Genomic DNA, 18239 nt, shown 5'->3' with positions numbered 1-18239 from the left:
TACCAATTCGAATCGGTCAGATGGTAGCAGTGGGCTGGTTCGAGTTCAACGCAACAGCCCTCGGCCGGGGACAACTCAGTTGTACCACTGAAACCTGTGTGAGAAGATTGAGCCCTGTCGAACCGCTCCAACCCCTGCAGTGGAGGTTGATATTGCAGAACTTGGAACCCTCAGTAAGGAACGCCCTCTCCATAGACATGGTCGTGGACATTACGACCATTGGACGAAGTTCAGGACAACCCAGACGTATTGAGATCTGGTGCCACCTGATGGAGGGCCAGCTGTATCTGGCTGCCTCCCCGGGGCCACGAAGCTGGTACGCAAACCTCTACGCCAACCGGGACGTAACGCTGCATCTGAAGGATGAAGTCAAGGCGGACATTGCTGTGAATGCTCGTCCTATCACTGGTGAAGACGAGCGAAGGGATGTCTTTACTCGCCTGGCTGTCCAGTCCGCGTTCAGGCAGGGACAGGGACTGAACATTGAGCCATGGGTGGAGGGAAGTAAGCTGGTCGAGCTTATTCCGACGACCGGCTAACAGATCGTGGAGCTTCTGGATATCGAACTAATAGAAGCTGCGATGGCTGACTCTGCAATTGGCCACCGCATCAGCTACCACATTGAAACCGGTTCCACCATGGACGTAGCCAGGGCAATGGCCCGAAATGGCGAGCCCGAAGGTACTGTGGTCATAGCGGAACAACAGGGGCGCGGTCGTGGCCGGTTCGATCGAACGTGGGTCTCCCCTCCCGGCCTCAACCTGTATTTCACCGTACTTCTTCGTCCGGCTCCCGAGCAGTTGACCTACATGAACATGGCAGCAACTCTTGCGATCCACCGGACCGTCTCACACTCGACGGGGCTGCCAACCGCGGTCAAGTGGCCGAACGATGTACGTATTGGAGGGCGAAAGTTAAGTGGAATTCTCATCGAGACTGAATTCGAAGGTGGGAAGCTGGAGCACGCACTCGTCGGGATCGGCCTAAATGTCAATCTTGACGTAGCCGCCTATCCCGAGATCTCAGAGACAGCCACCAGCCTGCGAACTGCCACGGGCCGGACTTTTGACAGGAGCGAAGTCCTCCTCACAGTCCTACGCAATCTGGAAGACTGGTACGGACGGGTCGTCGCGGGAGAGTCCCTCACGAAACTGTGGGCTGAGAGCCTGGAGACGATCGGCAAACAGGTCCAGCTCAGATGGCGGGACAGGACGATTGAGGGTCTTGCAGAGTCGGTGGATGAGAATGGCAATCTCGTCGTGCTTCAACGTGACGGCTCGCGTGCCCGTGCCATAGCGGGAGAAGTTACAACGCAAGTATAATTCGGCTCACTCATAAACGAGAATAGATCGGAGACAGACCATGCTCTCAGAGAAACTCAGCCTTGAAGGCAAAGGGGTTGTCATCACAGGTGGTGGCACAGGACTAGGCAGGGAAATGACTCTGGCGATGGCCCGGGCAGGAGCCGACATCGTCATTGCAGCCCGCCGGCCCGGGCCTATTGAAGAAGTCGCTGAGGAGGCGAGGTCCCTTGGTCGAAAGGCCGTAGCGATCTCAGCAGACGTGACCGACACCGCCCAGGTCAAGAAACTGATGGATTCAGCAATTGACGAGCTTGGCAAAGTAGATGTGCTGCTGAATAACGCTGGGATCGTTCGGGGCCAGGGCGCGATCCCGATCTGGGAAATCACTGACGACGACTGGCAAGTAGGCATCGATGTCAACATGTCGAGTGCGTTCTATTGTGCCCGTGCAATCGCCAAGCACATGGTGGAGCGTGGGGGCGGAAAGATCATCAACGTGTCCTCCGGGTTCGGATACCGAGGCGGGAGGGACAACTACATGTACTGCGTCGGCAAGGGAGGAATCGTTAATCTTACTCGTGTGCTTGCAACGAGTCTGGGCAGATACGGAATAACGAGCACCTGCATCGTGCCTGGCTTCATACCAACTGTAGGCACAGACGAGTCGCGGCTTACTCTGCCCAGGGGTGAGTTCATACCTGTTGGCCGAGTGGGACATCCCTACGAGATGGGAGCCGTTGCAGTCTTCCTCGCATCCGGCGCTTCGGATTACATGAATGGCGAATCGTTCATCATAGACGGGGGAGGTCTCGCAGGCGGTGCAGCACCCACGGGACATGCACCCGAGATCCCGCTGGTCATCTGAGTCTGATAACTCTATACAGAATTCGAGGGGAAAATGAGTATCCCAAGTGAGTGGGACCTGACTGGAAAGAAAGCGATAATCACTGCTGACCGTAGGGGGTGGACACCCTTCCTGGCGTCTGCGCTAGCCGAAGCTGGTGCTTCAGTTGCCGTAGCCGGTTCTGACGGGTCGGATATGTCAGACTCAGCAGATGCAGTGACATCCCAGGGTGGCACAGCAATTGCCATCACTACTGACCTGACAGACAGAGTCAGCGTGGAGGCCATGGTCTTCAGGGCAGAGGACGAGCTTGGTGGTGTGGACATACTGGTGAACAATGCGAGCGCCGAGTTCGGAAAGCGCTTCGAGCACGTAACCGAGAACGAGTGGTCCATGCTGATGGACTTCAACGTGAAGTCCATGTACTTGACGTGTCAGGCCGTTGGAAGGCGCATGCTAAAGCAGCGCAGCGGTCGGATAGTTAATGTTGGAACCGCACTCTCACAGCGTGGATTGTGGAACTCTGTTGCGGCCTGTGCAGCGCAGGGGGCGATTCACCAGATCACGACGTCGCTCGCTCTGGAATGGGGACGAGAAGGCATCAGGGTCAACGGCATCGGCGCAGGATGGATGTCGACAAGCGAACCCTCAGAGGAATACCAGCGCGAGCTGCTGGTAAGATACCTGCCTTCCAGGCGCAAGGGGCATCCGAACGACCTCGCTTCTCTGTTGGTCTACCTGTCGTCAGACGCGTGCGGATTTGTTACCGGCCAGACCTTCTTCATAGACGGAGGCGCACTGGCGCACGCATAGGGCGGTTTATCGCCCAGAACAGAAAGTCAGCACACTTACAGAGCGGCTACCAATATCCTCTGGATCACCATGAGCAGGATTATGGCGATCATGGGCGAGAGGTCGAACATCCCCAGTCCGGGAATGAGGCGGCGAATCGGCCCAAGAATCGGTTCAGTAATCTGGTAGATCGCCCTCACGATTGGTGCGAATGGGCTGTCCTCGCTGATGGGGATCCACGACACAATCACCCTGGCCAGTATCGAGACATACAGCACTGGGACGAGGATGTTTACAAACTGGATCAGGAATTGGTTCATGGGCTAGCCGCCGAGCGCCTTGGACTTCTCATAGGCGGCGTCTACCGCACTGAAGACGAGCGCCCTAAAGCCTCCCTCTTCGAATGCTCTGAGCGCCTCTATGGTCGTACCGCCTGGGGACGTGACCATGTCCTTGAGTTCGGCTGGGTGAATGCCTGTGTCCTGGACTAGCTGGGTACTTCCCAGGATGGTCTGTATGGCAAGCTGCCATGACACCTCGCGAGAGAGCCCCAGGTACACTCCGGCATCGATCAGCGACTCGATAAACAGGAAGACGTAGGCCGGTCCGCTCGCACTTAGGGCGGTTGCCATGTCAATCATCTTCTCGTCGCTTGTGTATATCTCTTTGCCGAGGGTCTGCACTATAGACCGGGCCGTTTCCACAGTTTCTCTGGGAACGGCGTCCGAGGCAATCCACATCGTCATGCCAGCTCCGATTTGGGCCGGCGTATTTGGCATTACCCGGATGATAGGAGCATGACCAAGGCCAGAAGTGAGGTTGCTCATGGTCGCCCCGGCGACGATAGACACCACCGTGTTGTCCTGGGTCAGGCCGTCCCTGAGTTGAGGGTAAACGTAGGGGAGAGTCTGAGGCTTGATGGCGAGTACTGTGAGACTCGCGCCATTAATAGCTTCGAGATTGTCCGGGGTCGTCTGAATGGAGTAGGCCTCTTCCAGGTGACCGCGGCGAGTCTCGCTTGGCTCCCCAACACAGATGTCTGAGGGCGACGCTACCTCGGCTCCGACGATTCCACTTATGATCGCCTCGGCCATCACTCCGCCGCCCACAAATGCGATTTTCATGTCAGTGTCCTTAGTGTAATTGAGTTAGGAAGAGAGTCAGGCGGAAGGTGACCTATGGAAGGATAGAGTCGCTGGCAAGTGAGACTGCAACTCGGATTGACTCCAGCATGCTCTTGGCGTCCGCAATGCCCTTACCAGCGATGTCAAAGGCCGTACCATGGTCGACCGAAGTTCGAACGAACGGCAGGCCAAGGTTAACGCTCACGCTCCTGGCCCAGTCATGCACCTTGATCGGGATGTGTCCCTGGTCGTGATACATGGCGATGACGGCGTCGTATTTACCGTCAATGGCCTGGTTGAAAACCGTATCGGCCGGGATTGGGCCCGTCGCGTCGATGCCCTTCTCTTGGGCTTGCGCAACAGCCGGCTCAATCTGCTCAGCCTCTTCCGTGCCTATGAGTCCGCCATCTGAGGCATGTGGATTCAAGGCCGCGACTCCAATGCGGGGACTGTCGAATCCCCACTCCCTGAAGCACTGGTCCGTCAACTCGATCTTGCCCAGAACGTTGTCGATAGTTACGTAGTCGCAAGCCACTCTCAGCGATCGGTGAGTAGTCAGATGCACCACGCGGAGAGTCCCCGCCATCAGCATTGTGGCAACATTGGACGCCTGCGTCTGGCTCTGGAAGATCTCCATGTGGCCAATGTCTTTGTGGCCTGCAAGGCTGCACGCCACTTTGTTGATCGGGGCGGTTGTAATTGCAGCGACCTTTCCAGAAGCAGCGAGTTCACCAGCCTTCAGGATCCACTCGACCGAGGCTTTACCTGCGACCGGAGAGACGGCGCCATATTCGATGCTGTCGTAGTCCAGGTTCTCCAGATCCAGAACGTCGACTTCTCCATGCTGCCCCAGAACGTCCTCCAGGTCATGCACGACACGAGCGCGCCCGCCGCTGCCAATCAGGTCGAGGGCCGCATTCATAGAGCCCGCATTCCCAACTACGAAGGGCCTGCACTTCTCATAGACCCAGGGATCCTGAAGTGCCTTGGCAGTAACCTCTGCTCCGATTCCTGCTGCGTCGCCCATCGTAATAGCGACCAGGGGGCGCTGGTTCATGAAGAATTGCCTCCGCGGCTGAAATGCATTCCTTAAGCATTATACATTGCTTGGCCGCCGACGGAGGATGATGTTAACCAGGAATGGAGAGGAGAGGAGGCTGTCCCCTCTACAGCCAGTAGAGGGGACTTCAGAGACAGGAAGTTACTCGCACTTGCTGTAGCCGCAGTCGAGACAGTTGAGACATCCTTCCTGCGGGATTAGCCTGCCGGAACACTTGGGGCAGCGCGCTCCTGAGGGCGCCCGTGAGTGCCCATTTCCGTTCGAAGGTACATTTGACCGGCGAGTAGATGGGAACAGCCCCGGTTGAACGACCGTCGGCTGCTGTTCCTCAGACGGACCTGCCACGGCCCGGTGTCCGGCATGAATGTGATTGACCAGCGTGTGAGCCATGGCGTCTGGCGCCGAACGGATCAAAGTCCCGCCGTCCCAGGCAGGGCAGCAAGTTATGCCCTGCAGGTGCGCCACAATTTGGTCAGGATCAATCCCTGATCGCAGGGCAAGAGACACCAGCCGGGATACGGCTTCGAGGTTAGCGGAGTCGCATCCGCCAGCCTTGCCGAGCGTTGTAAAGACCTCAAAGGGCTTGGATTCTTCGTCGAAGGTTATTGTGACGTACATGTTGCCGTGGCCCGTGCGGACGCGATCGGTCACGCCAGCTACGGAAGTAGGTCGTTCTCTAGGTACCAGCATTCTTGCCTGTTCGACGATTGCCTCACCTGTATCCGTGGAATCGGACCTCGTCTCCAGTACCTGCATCGACTTCGATCCATCGCGATATACGGTTACAGCCTTGCACCCAGTCTCCCATGCGAGCTCGTAGGCCTCCCGCACATCGTCAATCGTAGCGCTATTGGGCAGGTTGATCGTCTTGGATACAGAGTTGGTGACGTGTTTCTGCCACGCAGCCTGCATCCGGACGTGAGCTTCAGGGCTAATCGCCATCGACGTCCGGTAGATCGCCGGATTAAGCCCGTGCTCCTTCAGGATACTCTCTGCCCCTTCAGGGTTATCGGTGATCTCTTCCAGCACCTGCCTGACCCGGGCATCGCTACCCAGTTCTGCCCGGAGTGATTCTGAAATCGACACGGGCGCATCGAGAAGCCTCGAGCTGCTACCCTCATGGTCCTTCCAGAGTACGTTCGACCACCAGGCCAAGGCGAAGTGGGGCTCTATCCCGCTCGAGCAGCCTGCGAGCCGGCTGATGGTCCCAGTCGGGGCAATTGTAACGATGCTGGAGTTCCGAACCGGAGGAAGACCCCTGTCCTTAAGCGCAGACCTTTCGTATTCGGGGAAAGGTCCTCGCTCGCGCGCCAAATTAGCAGACTCGTCCCAGGCTATTTTTTGGATGAAGCCGCCCAGTTCGTCGGCGAGGTCAAGCCCCTCCTGTGAATCGTATGGAATGTTCATCCTGACCAGGGCATCGGCCCAACCCATCACCCCAAGGCCAATCCGGCGGGTGGCCAGATTGACTTCCCGCAGCTTGGGAAGCGGGAACGTGTTCACATTGATGACGTCGTCTAGGAATCGAACGGAGGTCCTGACCGTATCCTCTAGCAACTTCCAGTCGAAGTGTCCATCAACCACATGCCCGTCCAGGTTTATGGAGCCAAGACAGCAGTTGCCGTAGTTTTCCAGGAACTCTTCACCACATGGATTGGAGGTCTCGATCCTTCCCATCTGGGGATTCGGAGCCGTTTCCCAGACGCGGTCCATGAAGACCACGCCGGGGTCACCAGTCTTCCAGGCCGACTGCGAAATCTCATCCCACAGGTCGCGGGCACGGATGGTCTCTACTACTACATCAGTGGGACCACTGCCCTCGTCTCTGGGGTTAACTAGATCCCACTCGGCGTCATCTCTGACTGCCTGCATGAATGCGTCTGTTATCTGCACCGAGATGTTGAAGTTCTGCAGCGTGTCGTCGTCGTCCTTGCAGGTAATGAACTCCCGAATATCTGGGTGGGAGTCACGGAGCTGTCCCATATGCGCGCCGAGCCTGAAGGCCCCCTGTGTCAACGTCGCGCCAACCGACGAGTACAACTTCATGACTGCGATTGGTCCACATGCGTGGCCGTGAGTAGTCTTAATCATGTCGTTGCGGGGACGGAGCTTGGAGAAGCCAAAGCCGATTCCTCCTCCCCACTTCTCGATCATTGCGGCGTCGTGCGCAACGTCCATGATCGATTCCATGTTGTCTTCTGGCGTGACCACGAAACACGCAGAGAGGCAGCCTCTTCCCGTACCTGCGTTAACAAGCGTTGGTGAGTTCGGCAGGAACTTCAGAGAAGCGAGCAGGTCAAAGAACCTGTTTTCCCAGATGGTCTGCACTGGCTCATTCTCGCCCTGAGAGACGGCCAGCGCGACCCGTCGGAATAGCTCGGCGGCGGTTTCGGTCGGGTTACCATCCTCGTCCTTCCGAAGGTAGCGCTGTTCGAGGATGACGCGCGCATTCTCAGAAAGTGCAAGCCCGTCCTGCGCCGCTGGTGCATGCGTCTCGGAATTCGATTGCTCAGCGAGCGATTGGACTATCCGGCTTCGTAGTTCGCCGGACACTCCTTCAAGTAGTCTCTCTACTTCGCTGACGAGATCCACGCGAGGCTCTTCGTGCTTTGACCCGCTCTTCTCTTGGTCCACGTACATTGCCGTGTCTCCTGATAAGAATTTCTATGGATTGACTCTGTGGGATATGGATTTCATTCTGATGTAACGCGTAGCTCACAAGAACATAATAGAACGAACATTTATTCTGAGGCAAGCGGGATAGAGTTCGCTTTTGTCGCCGTCTGTTCCCTACTGGGAACCAACTACTGGACGTTGGGTACGCCTCGTGCGTCGCCCGTTTCGCAGGGGTGGGATAGAATCCTCGTCGATCAGGCTGAATTGGCCTGGATGATCCTTGTAGTCTGTTGTTTCAGGTTCCAGCAGGGCATCGATCGCCTCTTTGAAGGACTCAATATCTCTGAAGTCCCTATAGACACTGGCGAACCTGACCCACGCCACACGGTCCAGTTCAGCAAGCTTTGTCATGACTGCCTCCCCGATGGCGCGAGAAGAGAATTCGGCGCGTCCAGACTCCGTGAGTTGTCGCTCGATTTCGTCCACGAGCTTATCTATGCTGCCGACTGGCAGAGGTCTTTTGGCACAGGCCTTACTCAAACTGGAGAAGAGCTTTTCGCGCTGGAATTCCTCCCTGCGACCATCTCTCTTGGCAACCATGATTGATCGCATCTGTATGTATTCATACGTGGTATAACGCCTCTCGCATTCCACGCATTCACGTCGGCGCCGTATCCCGTCGCCAGCATCACGAGAATCAATCACCCTGGAATCTGAATGGCCGCAATAGGGGCAGCGCATCGCCTTTTCTCTTTCTTATACAATTCTAGGAAAAGTACAGAAAACCACAACTTATTGGGTTAGGTGTGTAAGTTTACACTATATGTGGGGTTTGTCAAATGACTTTTCCCACACTTTGAGGGCGATTAAGATACCCGCTATCTGGAGTGCAGGGCAGTGCGAAAAGCCCGATTTACCGCGACACGGAGAGGCAATCGGAGCGTGATGGCGCCTGCGGAGCTGGTCACGCGGGCCGTTCCCTCCACCAGGGCCATGAATCCCTCCCGTTCTATCTTGTAGAAACAAGAATGGGGGGATTGCCGGACTTCATGGTCAGCAGGTCCCAAAAAAGTAGAGGCCGGGAGCGCTGCCCGCATGCTCCCGGCCTCAATTGCAGTTACTGTTGAGTCGTTTAGAGTCCGCTGTTGCGTGCTCGCGAGTACCTTCGCAGGAATGGCGGGAGGTCGAGATCGCGCTCGCCACCGCTCTCCAAGGCTTCCGACAGCATCCGATCTATCTGTGCCTCGCGTTCATCGATGGTGTTCTCAGTCGGGAACCCGGTGGCGATGATCGTTAGCTTGATCTCATTCTCCATCTTGAGATCGGTGACCATGCCGAAGATGATATTCGCGTCGGGATCGACCACGCGCTTGATCACTTCGGCCGCCTCATGCAGCTCGTTCAGCTTGAGATCGCTGCCACCGGTGATGTTGAAGAGGATGCCGCGAGCGCCTTCTATCGAGACGTCGAGCAGCGGGTTGGTTATGGCGTGCTGAGCCGCCTCTCGTGCACGGTGCTCGCCCATACCCCAGCCGATGGACATCCACGCTGGACCAGCGTCCCGCATAATGGCGTTGACGTCAGCAAAGTCCACGTTGATGTCGCCGGCAACTGTTACGAGTTCGGCGATTGACTGTACGCCCATTCTGAGAACGTCGTCTGCCATCTTAAAGGCGTTCTCGGCAGTAATCTCGTCCTCGGCGATCACGTGAAGACGCTCGTTGGGAATCACCAGCAGCGTATCAACGTAATCTGCAAGTCTTCCAATGCCTTCATCAGCCACTTTCATCCGGCGCAGGCCCTCGAATTCGAAGGGCTTGGTGACGACCGCGACTGTAAGTGCGCCCGTCTCCTTCGCTATCTGAGCGAGGGTCGGAGCGGCGCCGGTACCGGTGCCTCCACCCATTCCAGCGGCAATGAAGACCATATCGGAGTCGCGTATGACCTCGTAGAGGTCTTCCCGGCTCTCCTCTGCAGACTTGGCTCCAAGCTCAGGCATACCTCCGACACCCTTACCCTGAGTGAGCTGATCGCCAATTCTGACTTTCATCGGAACGTCACTGCGGACGAGTGCCTGGGAGTCGGTGTTGACCACCATGTAGTCAACGCCTGGGATCCGCTCCCTGAACATTCTCGAGACAGCATTGGATCCACCGCCGCCTACACCCACAACCTTAATGCGGGCAATATTCTCTTGCTCGCCCCGAAAGGATGTCATTCTGTTCCCCCCATATCTGGTGTGCTAATGGTCATTACCTTGGTGAAAGCCACTTGCGTAGCCTTGAACTGAAGGTCCGCTCGGGAACTTCATTCCTACGTTCAGTTGGTTCGTCCTCCACGCCCACTTTGCCGCTCGGCTGCCTCAGCGCCCAGCGCAATAACCCGACGCTTGTCGCGAACTCGGGGGCTCGCAGAGCCTCAGGTACATCCAGGCTGGAATTGGCGCCGCCAATGCGTAGTTTCGGAGTGAGTTGGCGCTTGAACAAATCGTCGATTCCTGGCAGCTGGGAGCTACCTCCAGTAAGTACGACATTAGCAGAGCCCGGATCCTGTATTCCAGCCTCCGTCATCTTCAATCGAATCATCCTTGCGAGCTCAACTGCCCGCTCTCGCATGAGTTGGGAAAGCTCTTGTAGCGCTACTCTGCGCTGCCTGACACGACCAGGTACTGGCAGGATGATCTCATCGGCGGCACCGAAGATTGACGTATCGGTGTGGCCATGCTCCAGCTTGGCTGCCTCGGCCGCCGCGTAATCTGTCCCATAGGTGACGCAGATGTCGTTCGTGAACTGGAATCCACCCACGGGAAGAATCGCAGTTAACTCAATGGCGCCTCTGTCGAAGACGATCAGGTCCGACGTTCCACCACCAATATCAACCAGGACCACTCCCTGGTAACGCTCGCGTTCTGTCAAGACGGCCTCGGCACTCGCGACCGGTTCGAGGACCAGCGCCTCTACCTCAAGTCCCGACCTCTCTACGGCGCCTGTCAGGCTCTGTACCAAGGATACCTCAGCTGACACCACGTGACTCTCAACTTCGAGCTTACGCGTGTGCATGCCGAGAGGGTCCTTGATTCCGCTCTGACCATCTAAAGTGTAGTTTCTCGGGAGGGCATGAATTATCTGCCGGCCGGGCCTGGCTCCTGCTTTCGCGACTGCGAACGGGACCCTGTCAAGGTCGTCTCGCGTGATTACCCCTTTCGACGCAGCCCAGCCGATCAGGTCCGAACGGCTGTCGAATGAAACATGCGAACCAGTAACGCCAACGTATGCCGTTCTGACAGTCAAAGCAGCCTGTCGTGCAGCGTCTTGGATGCATGCGCGAACCGCCTCAGCTGCGTCGGGCATGTCAGTGACGACTCCCCTGGCGAGACCACGCGATGGAACGACGCTGAAAGAGACCACATGGAACTGCTCGTCGCCAACCCGGCGAGCGACGATGGTGCACACTTTCGTTGTGCCCACATCGACCGCCACCAAAACATTAGGGTCTTGCGTCATGCCGTGTTCTCCAGAAAGTTCCCCAACTGACTTGCATTACGTGCTCGCCCCACCAGGAAATAAGCACTCTTCCCCCTGCCCTAGATCTTCTGTGCGACGCGCATCCGGGCGCTTCGCGCGCGAGGATTGCTGCGAACCTCAGTGATACTCGGTTTTATCACCCGTGTGTTGACCGCTCTGAGAATAGGGGTGCTGTCACACTGGCACTCTGGCAAGAGTGGTGGGCACTTGCACGAGGAAGCAGCGTCGCGAAGAAAGTTCTTGACTAAACGATCTTCCACCGAGTGATAGCTGATTACTGCGAGCCTTCCACCTCGACTCAATGCCTTGACGGCCCCTGCGAGACCCATTTCCAGGTTCTTCATTTCAGAGTTGACCGCCATTCGCAGGGCCTGAAAGGTGCGTGTGGCAGGGTGGTTTCGACTTTCAACGGGCCAGTGAAGTGACTTCGTAACAATGTCGGCCAGTTCCAGGGTGCTCTCAATCCGACGATTGGCTACTATCCCACGTGCCACTCTTCGGGCCCGAGGTTCTTCACCGAGGGAGCTGATGATTTGCTCCAACTGCACCTGAGGCCAGTTGTTAACAATGTGATACGCAGTCAACTCGCTGGCAGGGTCGAATCTCATGTCAAGTTCAGCGTCGAACCTGAAGCTGAAGCCCCGTTCTGCTGTATCGAGCTGGGCCGAAGAAACTCCCAAGTCGAATAGAATGCCGGAGCAGCCTTTGGGGAATTTCTTTTCCCCAATTTCTGCGACCTCGGCAAAGTTCCCATGGACAATAGTAAGTCTGTCAGACCACATTCTCAGTCGTTCGTTGGCTCTCTTGAGCGCATCAAGGTCCAAGTCGATACCCAGGAGCTGGGCTCCGGGAATTGATCTGAGAATTGCTTCTGCGTGTCCACCGTCGCCAAGGTTGCAGTCAATGAATGACCCTCCTGGTGTGGGAGGAAGAGCCATCATGACCTCAGGCACCATTACTGGCAAGTGGGTCGAAGGAGTATCCGTTTCGGCTGCAAGACCGGCCATGTCACTTTGGTCCTGCGGATTGGTGTGTCCGCGAGTGTGCTAGTTCCCTACCCGTTTTACCGGCAATTAAGTCGGCCAATTTACGCGGGACAGACTACACGCGCCGGAATGCCTCATCCTCTCCACGCTGCCCCGCCTAAAGAGAGCACGAAACCTTATCCTCCACCATGTTAACATAGCATCGGATTCGTAACTCTCAGACTTGAAGCGCCGCACCTATTGAACGGCTCTCTTCAAGTGACACGATCAGTTTCCTATCGATTCCAACGGATGCGCAAGGCCTATTGGGGACTATTATAGTGTTCTTTGAAATGAGTACCGAAAATGTCAGAGAATTCGTTCAAATTCGCCGTATTGACAATCAGCGACGCCGGTTCCAAGGGTGAGCGCGAAGACTCGAGCGGCGACGTAATAGTCGAGCTGATGACTGAAGCTGGATTTTCGCAGGTCCGCCGCACCATTGTTCCCGACGAGGTCGACCAGATAAGTGCACGCCTAAGCGAATGGTGCGACTCAGCCGATGCGGATGTGGTGGTTACGACCGGCGGAACTGGACTCGGCCCAAGGGATGTCACTCCAGAGGCGACACGAGAAGTTATCGACATCGAGGCACCAGGAATAGCAGAGGCGATGCGCATGGAGACGTTAAAGAACACTCCCTTCGCGATGCTAAGTCGCGGGGTTGTGGGCGTTCGCAACGGCTGCCTGATCGTGAATCTACCTGGCAGTCCTACCGGCGTGCGCGAGACCCTAGAAGTCGCCTTAACGTCAATACCTCACGCACTCGAAATGATCAGGGGATGGCGTACGCACGCTGATCCATAAATCTTCCATGATGCGTTTCCACGTCCTCACCCTATTCCCCGAGATGTTCGAAGGGGCTCTGAGCTACGGCATACTGTCCCGCGCCATAGATCGGGAAATCCTCTCCGTGGGGCTGCACAACATTAGGGACTTTACTCACGACCGCCATTCAACAGTTGACGACTACCCATATAGTGGTGGTCCTGGGATGGTCATGAAACCTGAGCCCCTGTTCGAGGCGGTAGAGAAGGTCAGAGAGTCCAAGGGCATCAGTGATGCGGCACCGGTAATCCTGCTCACACCACAGGGGAGAGTCTTCAATCAGTTGGCTGCCGAAGAACTTGCGGAACAGGACGACATCCTGCTTATCTGCGGACGTTACGAGGGTTTTGACGAGCGAGTGCGGCAGCACCTGGCAACCGATGAGCTGAGCATCGGAGACTACGTTCTAGCTGGTGGGGAGGTTGCAGCGATGGTCGTGATCGAAGCAGTGTCACGGTTGGTACCCGGAGTCGTAGGGTCGCCGGAGTCCCCCGCCAACGACTCGTTCACTACAGGGCTGTTGCAACACCCGTTGTACACGAGGCCGGCAAGTTTTCGGAGCATGGACGTCCCCGAAGTTCTACTCTCCGGCCACCACGCCGAAGTAGCCCGATGGCAGCGACGGGAAGCTCTCAGGCGTACCTATGAACGCAGACCCGACCTATTGGAGCAACTTGGTCCAGATCATCTTTCCGAGGATGACAAGCTATATCTACAAGCCCTACGCCGCGCGTAGAACAGGCAAAATGCGTCCTTTTGAAGCCTGTTTCAGGCCGTTCGGTTAGTATCCAATTCGTTGGCTGCGCTATAATCCCCCATCAACCTGAGAGGTATGCATATGAGAGGAAAGGACTTTCTCTGGCTGGCAGACTTGGAGTCCGAAGAGGTCGGGCAGATGGTCCGCAAGGCTCGCGAGATGAAAGAGGGCGGGACTCCTCGCGCAATGGACGGAAAAGTTGCCGTGCTCTTATTCGAAAAGCCCTCGCTGAGGACTAGAGTTAGCTTCGAGGTTGGCGTCAAGCAGATGGGTGGTACCTGCATCTACTTGAGCGGCGCCGACGTGGGAATGGGTACGCGAGAGCCTGCAGAGGATGTTGCGCGCGTACTCGACAGACTGGTGGACGTGATAATTGCCAGGGTGTTTTCGCATCGACACCTGGAGATTCTTGCTGAATACTCGTCTATACCTGTCGTGAATGCATTGTCGGACCTTGCCCACCCCTGCCAGGCTGTTGGCGACCTGCTGAGCATGACTGAGCACAAGGGTGACCTCTCCGGATTGAACGTTGCCTACGTAGGTGATGGGAACAACATTGCCTCTAGTCTCGCAATAGCCTGTGCGTCAGTCGGGGCCAATTTCACCGTTGCCTCTCCCCCGGAGTACAAAGTTCCGGAGGTCGCTTGGAGCATTGCGGAACGGCGCTCTGCTGAGGTTGAGACCATTTTGCAGTGGACAGAGTCGCCGGAGGCTGCAGTCGAGGGAGCCGACGTCGTCTATACCGACGTATGGATCAGCATGGGTGACGAGGCGGAAGCCGATGAAAGGCGGGAAGTGTTCTCTACCTATCGTGTGACTGGCGACCTCATGGAGCGAGCCGACAAGTCGGCAGTCTTCATGCACGACATGCCGGCACACAGGGGTGAGGAAATCGACGTCCATATGCTGGACCATCCCCAGTCAATAGTCTTCCATCAAGCCGAAAACCGACTGCATGCACAAAAGGCGATACTGGCGGAACTGCTGTCAGGGTAACTCTGCCCACTCCGTGGCCCCTAACGCCAATTCCTATAGGTTGAGTACTTTCTTCGCGTTGTCAAGAAGTACCTTTCGTCGTACTTCGTCCCGTATGTCCAACTGGTCGAAGCCTGAGAGCCATCTGTCTGGAGGCAGATAGGGGAAGTCCGAACCGAACAGCACCTTATCTTGAAGACGGGTGTTTGTTTCGTCGATCAGTGCTTGCGGGATGTATCTCGGTGCCCATCCTGAAAGATCGAGATACACGTTCGGCTTGTGAAGCGCGACAGCAATCTGCTCCTCTACCCAAGGCCAGGCAGGGTGCGCCATTATGATCGTCAGACCGGGGAAGTCTGCGGCGATGTCGTCGACGTGCGGGATTGGCGCAGCGTACTTGAGCTTCATACCCCCGCCGCCGGGCATTCCTACGCCCGCCGCGGCGAATCCAGAGTGAAGCAGAAGTGGCACCCCTAGCTCTTCGCACTTCTCGTATAGCGGGTAAAAGCGAGAGTCGCCTGGGAAGAATGCCTGGTGGATGGGATGGAGCTTGAGACCCTTAAGCCCGAGTTCCTTAACTGCACGCTCCAGCTCGTTAACTGCCCAACGGTCCTTCCAAGGATCTACTGTGGCAAAACCCACGAACTGCTCTGGATGCCCCTTAACAAGTGCAGCAACGTAGTCATTCGTGTCAGGTTGATCACCTGTCGAAGTCTGTGCATCAACTGAAAACACAACTCCAAATATGTCCCACTCTCTGTACCTATCAGCCAATTCCTCGGCTTTGCGCGGTGGGTCAGTAAGTCCAAAAAAGCTTCTCAAGCTCTCTTCTATGACCATGTCCGGCAGGCCGGGCTGCCTGGGTACATGGACGTGCATATCGATAGCGCGCATTGAGGGAATTCCTCCAGACAAATGTTAATAGTAAGACGCAATTGTACTCTATTCTTGCTATTCACTTGCCTCAGAACTCGATCTCCTGCGCCTGCGAATCGGAGCTGCACCGTCGCCCTCTTCCCAGAAATAGACGACATTGTCCTGCCGGTTAAGTTCCAAAGTCTTGCCCAGCAGGCCCGCAGCGGTTGCCAGTCTTCTGCGAATTCCTGCCGTAGTTTCACCTTCGTTTGCCGTCACTTTGCCTGCTTGACCAGGCTCAAGTTTTCTCAGAATATCGACGTATTCGCGCAGAACCACGCCGCGTTTGCCAGAAAGCGTAAGCTCCAGTTGGGCTTCATTCAGAGGTACTATTTCAAATGTTGGCACTAAACTACTCCCAATTGTTGAAATTGGAAGGCATCATAAAGCCGCGAGATTGTGAATGCAATTTAGCGAGAAATTTTCGCTATTTCTGAACTCGTCCACAGATATCTGCAAACAATTCGAGAGTGAGCAACAGTCGAGCCAACTTGCCAACTTGAATGGCCACCGTATCAGTCGGTGAACAGGTACGCCAGTCCCAGACTGTCGGCGAGATCCAAGAGCGCAAACATGTGACGAGTGCTGGGGTGCGTCTGACTCTTCCTCCAGCGTCTCATGGTCTGTGGATGGGTCCCAACGCGGCGATTCATTTCCGCCCATGAAAGGCCAGATGCCTCTTTGAACTGCTCTAAACGTAGAGGAAAGTTATCGGGGACTACATAGGATTCACTGCTGCTGAATGGACGATGGCTCTGCAACGTGCACGTTCCTCCGAGGGGCGTGCGAAGGCTCCACCATGAAAGTCAGGAGTGAAGAAGTCCTTCGCACAGGCGACTCATGCAATCGGGCTTGTAGATGTGACGAGTTGGCTCACAACGCGAAGAATGCTATCACCGATTTCGTATAAATAACGTTTAAGAAATGCGAGTTAATGTAACGAAATCTGTATAATTTAGTGTCTTTTGTGGTATAGTTGGCCTGAGACTCGCTGGAATCGCAATAGTACCAATCCTTGGGGGACCTTTGAGTCCTTGTCCAATGAGGTGGGAAAATGCCGATTGCCGACGAACGTGACGTGGAAATCGAGGCGCTGAGAGAGCGCCTTTCGCGGCTTAGCGAGGCCAGCCTTCGGATCAACGAAAGCCTCAACCTTGACCGAGTCCTCCAGGGTGTCCTGGATAGCGCCTGCGCTCTGACCGGAGCCGTCTATGGCGTTATTCTGCTCCTGGATGAAGAGCAGCAGGTCCAGGACTGCCTGGCTTCCGGATTGACATCTGAACAGGCAGCGCAGTTGTGGGAGATGGAGGACGGCAAGAGGCTCTTCCAGCGAATTAGTGGACTCTCTCATGCCGTGAGAGTTCGGGACTTCCAGACCTTCATAAGGGAACTGGGCTTGCCTGTGTTCCAGTCGACCGTGCAGTAGAGTACGCCCTTCCCCTTCCTGATTGCCCCTATCACATACTTGGGGAACCTAACCGGCGTCATTTACCTAGGCGACAAGGCATCAGGCGAGGGGTTTACTTCTGAGGACGAGGAGACCATCGTGATGTTCGCCTCCCAGTCGGCCCTTGTAATAGAAAACGCCCGACTCTACCGAGACGAACAGCGAGCCCGCAGCGATCTGGAAGCATTGGTCGACACCGTCCCAGTCGGTGTGCTGGTATTTGAGTCTCAGACGGGCATCCCAACCTACGTTAATCGCGAGACGAGAAGGATTAGCTCCAAGCTTGCCTCCCCCGAGTTCACTCCCGAAGAGGTTCTCCGGATCCTGACAATTCGGCGTGCGGGCAGCGAAGATGATGCCTTTAAGGAGTTGCCGCTGACGACGATGCTTAGGGACGCTGAGATGGTACGGGCAGAAGAGATCGTCATCAGCGTGCCGGACGGCGAGAGTGTCACAACTCTCGTTAACGCTACCCCGATACGTTCGCAAGATGGCGAGGTCGAGTCATATGTCGTAACACTCCAGGACATGACCCCGCTGCAGGAAGTGGAGCGTCTAAAAGCTGAGTTCCTCGGCACAGTTAGCCATGAGTTGCGCGCCCCACTTAGCTCCATCAAGGGCTCGGCAGCAACCCTGGCAGGGTCGTGGGCCTCACTCGATCCTGCCGAGCTTGATCTGTTCTTCCGGATCATAGAGCAGGAGGCTGACCGCATGAGCAGCCTGATTACCGACCTGCTCGATGTAGCCCGTATCGAAGCGGGAAGCCTGTCGATCTCGCCAGTTCCATCTGAAGTAGCAGTGTTGATCGATGAAGCCAGAGGCACATTTCGGACTTCGGGCGGAGGCAACGACTTTCGGATTGAGCTTCCATCGGACCTGCCTCCGGTCATGGCAGACAGGCGACGCATAGTCCAGGTCATGATCAATCTGCTGTCCAACGCTGCCCGGTACCTGATCAACGTCAACTATTCTTGCCGGTTTAGCGCCAACTACTTTTGCCGGTCTGACTCGTTATCTGTCTGACGATT

19 protein-coding genes are annotated in these 18239 nt (G+C 56.1%); 9 read left to right on the top strand and 10 right to left on the bottom strand.

All coding sequences use genetic code 11. The annotated features are described in order from the left end of the window. Positions 1–152 precede the first annotated feature (152 nt). The 4 genes from J4G14_04615 to J4G14_04600 are packed head-to-tail and all read left to right on the top strand — an operon-like array spanning position 153 to position 2961. Positions 153–539, top strand: coding sequence for a nitroreductase family deazaflavin-dependent oxidoreductase (locus J4G14_04615; GenBank protein MCE2457077.1), 387 nt, complete (start codon positions 153–155; stop codon positions 537–539). Between the two features lie 6 nt (positions 540–545). Beyond that, entirely contained in the window at positions 546–1322 is a 777-nt protein-coding gene (locus tag J4G14_04610; protein MCE2457076.1) for a biotin--[acetyl-CoA-carboxylase] ligase, read from the top strand. 40 nt (positions 1323–1362) lie between these two features. Then, positions 1363–2169, top strand: a complete 807-nt coding sequence (locus tag J4G14_04605) for an SDR family oxidoreductase (protein ID MCE2457075.1) — start codon at positions 1363–1365, stop codon at positions 2167–2169. A gap of 33 nt (positions 2170–2202) precedes the next feature. Then, positions 2203–2961 (top strand): SDR family oxidoreductase, encoded by a 759-nt coding sequence (locus J4G14_04600; GenBank protein ID MCE2457074.1) that lies wholly within the window; start codon positions 2203–2205, stop codon positions 2959–2961. A 35-nt stretch (positions 2962–2996) separates the two neighbouring features. Here J4G14_04600 and J4G14_04595 read toward each other — a convergent pair whose 3' ends face one another. The 8 genes from J4G14_04595 to rsmH form a co-directional block, all read right to left on the bottom strand. Further along, positions 2997–3260, bottom strand: a complete 264-nt coding sequence (locus J4G14_04595) for a YggT family protein (protein ID MCE2457073.1) — start codon at positions 3258–3260, stop codon at positions 2997–2999. Positions 3261–3263: 3 nt separating this feature from the next. Next, complete coding sequence (proC, locus tag J4G14_04590; GenBank protein ID MCE2457072.1) at positions 3264–4064, bottom strand: pyrroline-5-carboxylate reductase; 801 nt, start codon at positions 4062–4064, stop codon at positions 3264–3266. 52 nt (positions 4065–4116) lie between these two features. Then, positions 4117–5121: a 4-hydroxythreonine-4-phosphate dehydrogenase PdxA gene (gene pdxA, locus J4G14_04585; protein ID MCE2457071.1), complete on the bottom strand. Its 1005-nt coding sequence runs from the start codon at positions 5119–5121 to the stop codon at positions 4117–4119. Positions 5122–5265: 144 nt separating this feature from the next. Continuing rightward, positions 5266–7764: an adenosylcobalamin-dependent ribonucleoside-diphosphate reductase gene (locus J4G14_04580; protein ID MCE2457070.1), complete on the bottom strand. Its 2499-nt coding sequence runs from the start codon at positions 7762–7764 to the stop codon at positions 5266–5268. Between the two features lie 150 nt (positions 7765–7914). Continuing rightward, positions 7915–8481 (bottom strand): transcriptional regulator NrdR, encoded by a 567-nt coding sequence (gene nrdR / locus J4G14_04575; protein MCE2457069.1) that lies wholly within the window; start codon positions 8479–8481, stop codon positions 7915–7917. 391 nt (positions 8482–8872) lie between these two features. Then, a complete protein-coding gene (ftsZ, locus tag J4G14_04570; GenBank protein ID MCE2457068.1) occupies positions 8873–9958 on the bottom strand; it encodes a cell division protein FtsZ in 1086 nt (361 codons plus the stop codon). Positions 9959–9992: 34 nt separating this feature from the next. Further along, positions 9993–11243 carry a cell division protein FtsA gene (ftsA, locus tag J4G14_04565; protein MCE2457067.1) on the bottom strand — a complete coding sequence of 417 codons (1251 nt, stop codon included), beginning with the start codon at positions 11241–11243 and terminating at the stop codon, positions 9993–9995. A gap of 80 nt (positions 11244–11323) precedes the next feature. Continuing rightward, positions 11324–12271 carry a 16S rRNA (cytosine(1402)-N(4))-methyltransferase RsmH gene (gene rsmH, locus J4G14_04560; protein MCE2457066.1) on the bottom strand — a complete coding sequence of 316 codons (948 nt, stop codon included), beginning with the start codon at positions 12269–12271 and terminating at the stop codon, positions 11324–11326. A gap of 324 nt (positions 12272–12595) precedes the next feature. Here rsmH and J4G14_04555 point away from each other — a divergent pair, with 324 nt between their 5' ends. From J4G14_04555 to argF, 3 genes are all read left to right on the top strand, one after another. Further along, the gene (locus tag J4G14_04555; protein MCE2457065.1) at positions 12596–13096 is read left to right on the top strand and encodes a MogA/MoaB family molybdenum cofactor biosynthesis protein; all 501 of its coding nucleotides are present in this window, start codon (positions 12596–12598) and stop codon (positions 13094–13096) included. 10 nt (positions 13097–13106) lie between these two features. Next, entirely contained in the window at positions 13107–13853 is a 747-nt protein-coding gene (gene trmD / locus J4G14_04550) for a tRNA (guanosine(37)-N1)-methyltransferase TrmD (protein MCE2457064.1), read from the top strand. A gap of 102 nt (positions 13854–13955) precedes the next feature. After that, on the top strand, positions 13956–14870 hold the full coding sequence (gene argF / locus J4G14_04545) for an ornithine carbamoyltransferase (GenBank protein MCE2457063.1): 915 nt from the start codon (positions 13956–13958) through the stop codon (positions 14868–14870). Between the two features lie 33 nt (positions 14871–14903). Here argF and J4G14_04540 read toward each other — a convergent pair whose 3' ends face one another. After that, positions 14904–15743 (bottom strand): amidohydrolase, encoded by an 840-nt coding sequence (locus J4G14_04540; GenBank protein ID MCE2457062.1) that lies wholly within the window; start codon positions 15741–15743, stop codon positions 14904–14906. Between the two features lie 57 nt (positions 15744–15800). Next, positions 15801–16112, bottom strand: a complete 312-nt coding sequence (locus J4G14_04535) for a hypothetical protein (protein ID MCE2457061.1) — start codon at positions 16110–16112, stop codon at positions 15801–15803. A gap of 706 nt (positions 16113–16818) precedes the next feature. Between J4G14_04535 and J4G14_04530 the strand changes: the two genes are divergently transcribed. Then, positions 16819–17190, top strand: a complete 372-nt coding sequence (locus tag J4G14_04530) for a hypothetical protein (protein MCE2457060.1) — start codon at positions 16819–16821, stop codon at positions 17188–17190. Positions 17191–17313: 123 nt separating this feature from the next. Further along, positions 17314–18234: a PAS domain-containing protein gene (locus J4G14_04525; protein MCE2457059.1), complete on the top strand. Its 921-nt coding sequence runs from the start codon at positions 17314–17316 to the stop codon at positions 18232–18234. The last annotated feature ends 5 nt before the right edge of the window (positions 18235–18239 follow it).

The organism is Dehalococcoidia bacterium (genome assembly GCA_021295915.1).
GTDB lineage: Bacteria > Chloroflexota > Dehalococcoidia > Lucifugimonadales > UBA1123 > VXRN01.
Note: the sequence above shows the minus strand (reverse complement) of the source record. Positions and strands in the feature narration are given on the sequence as shown.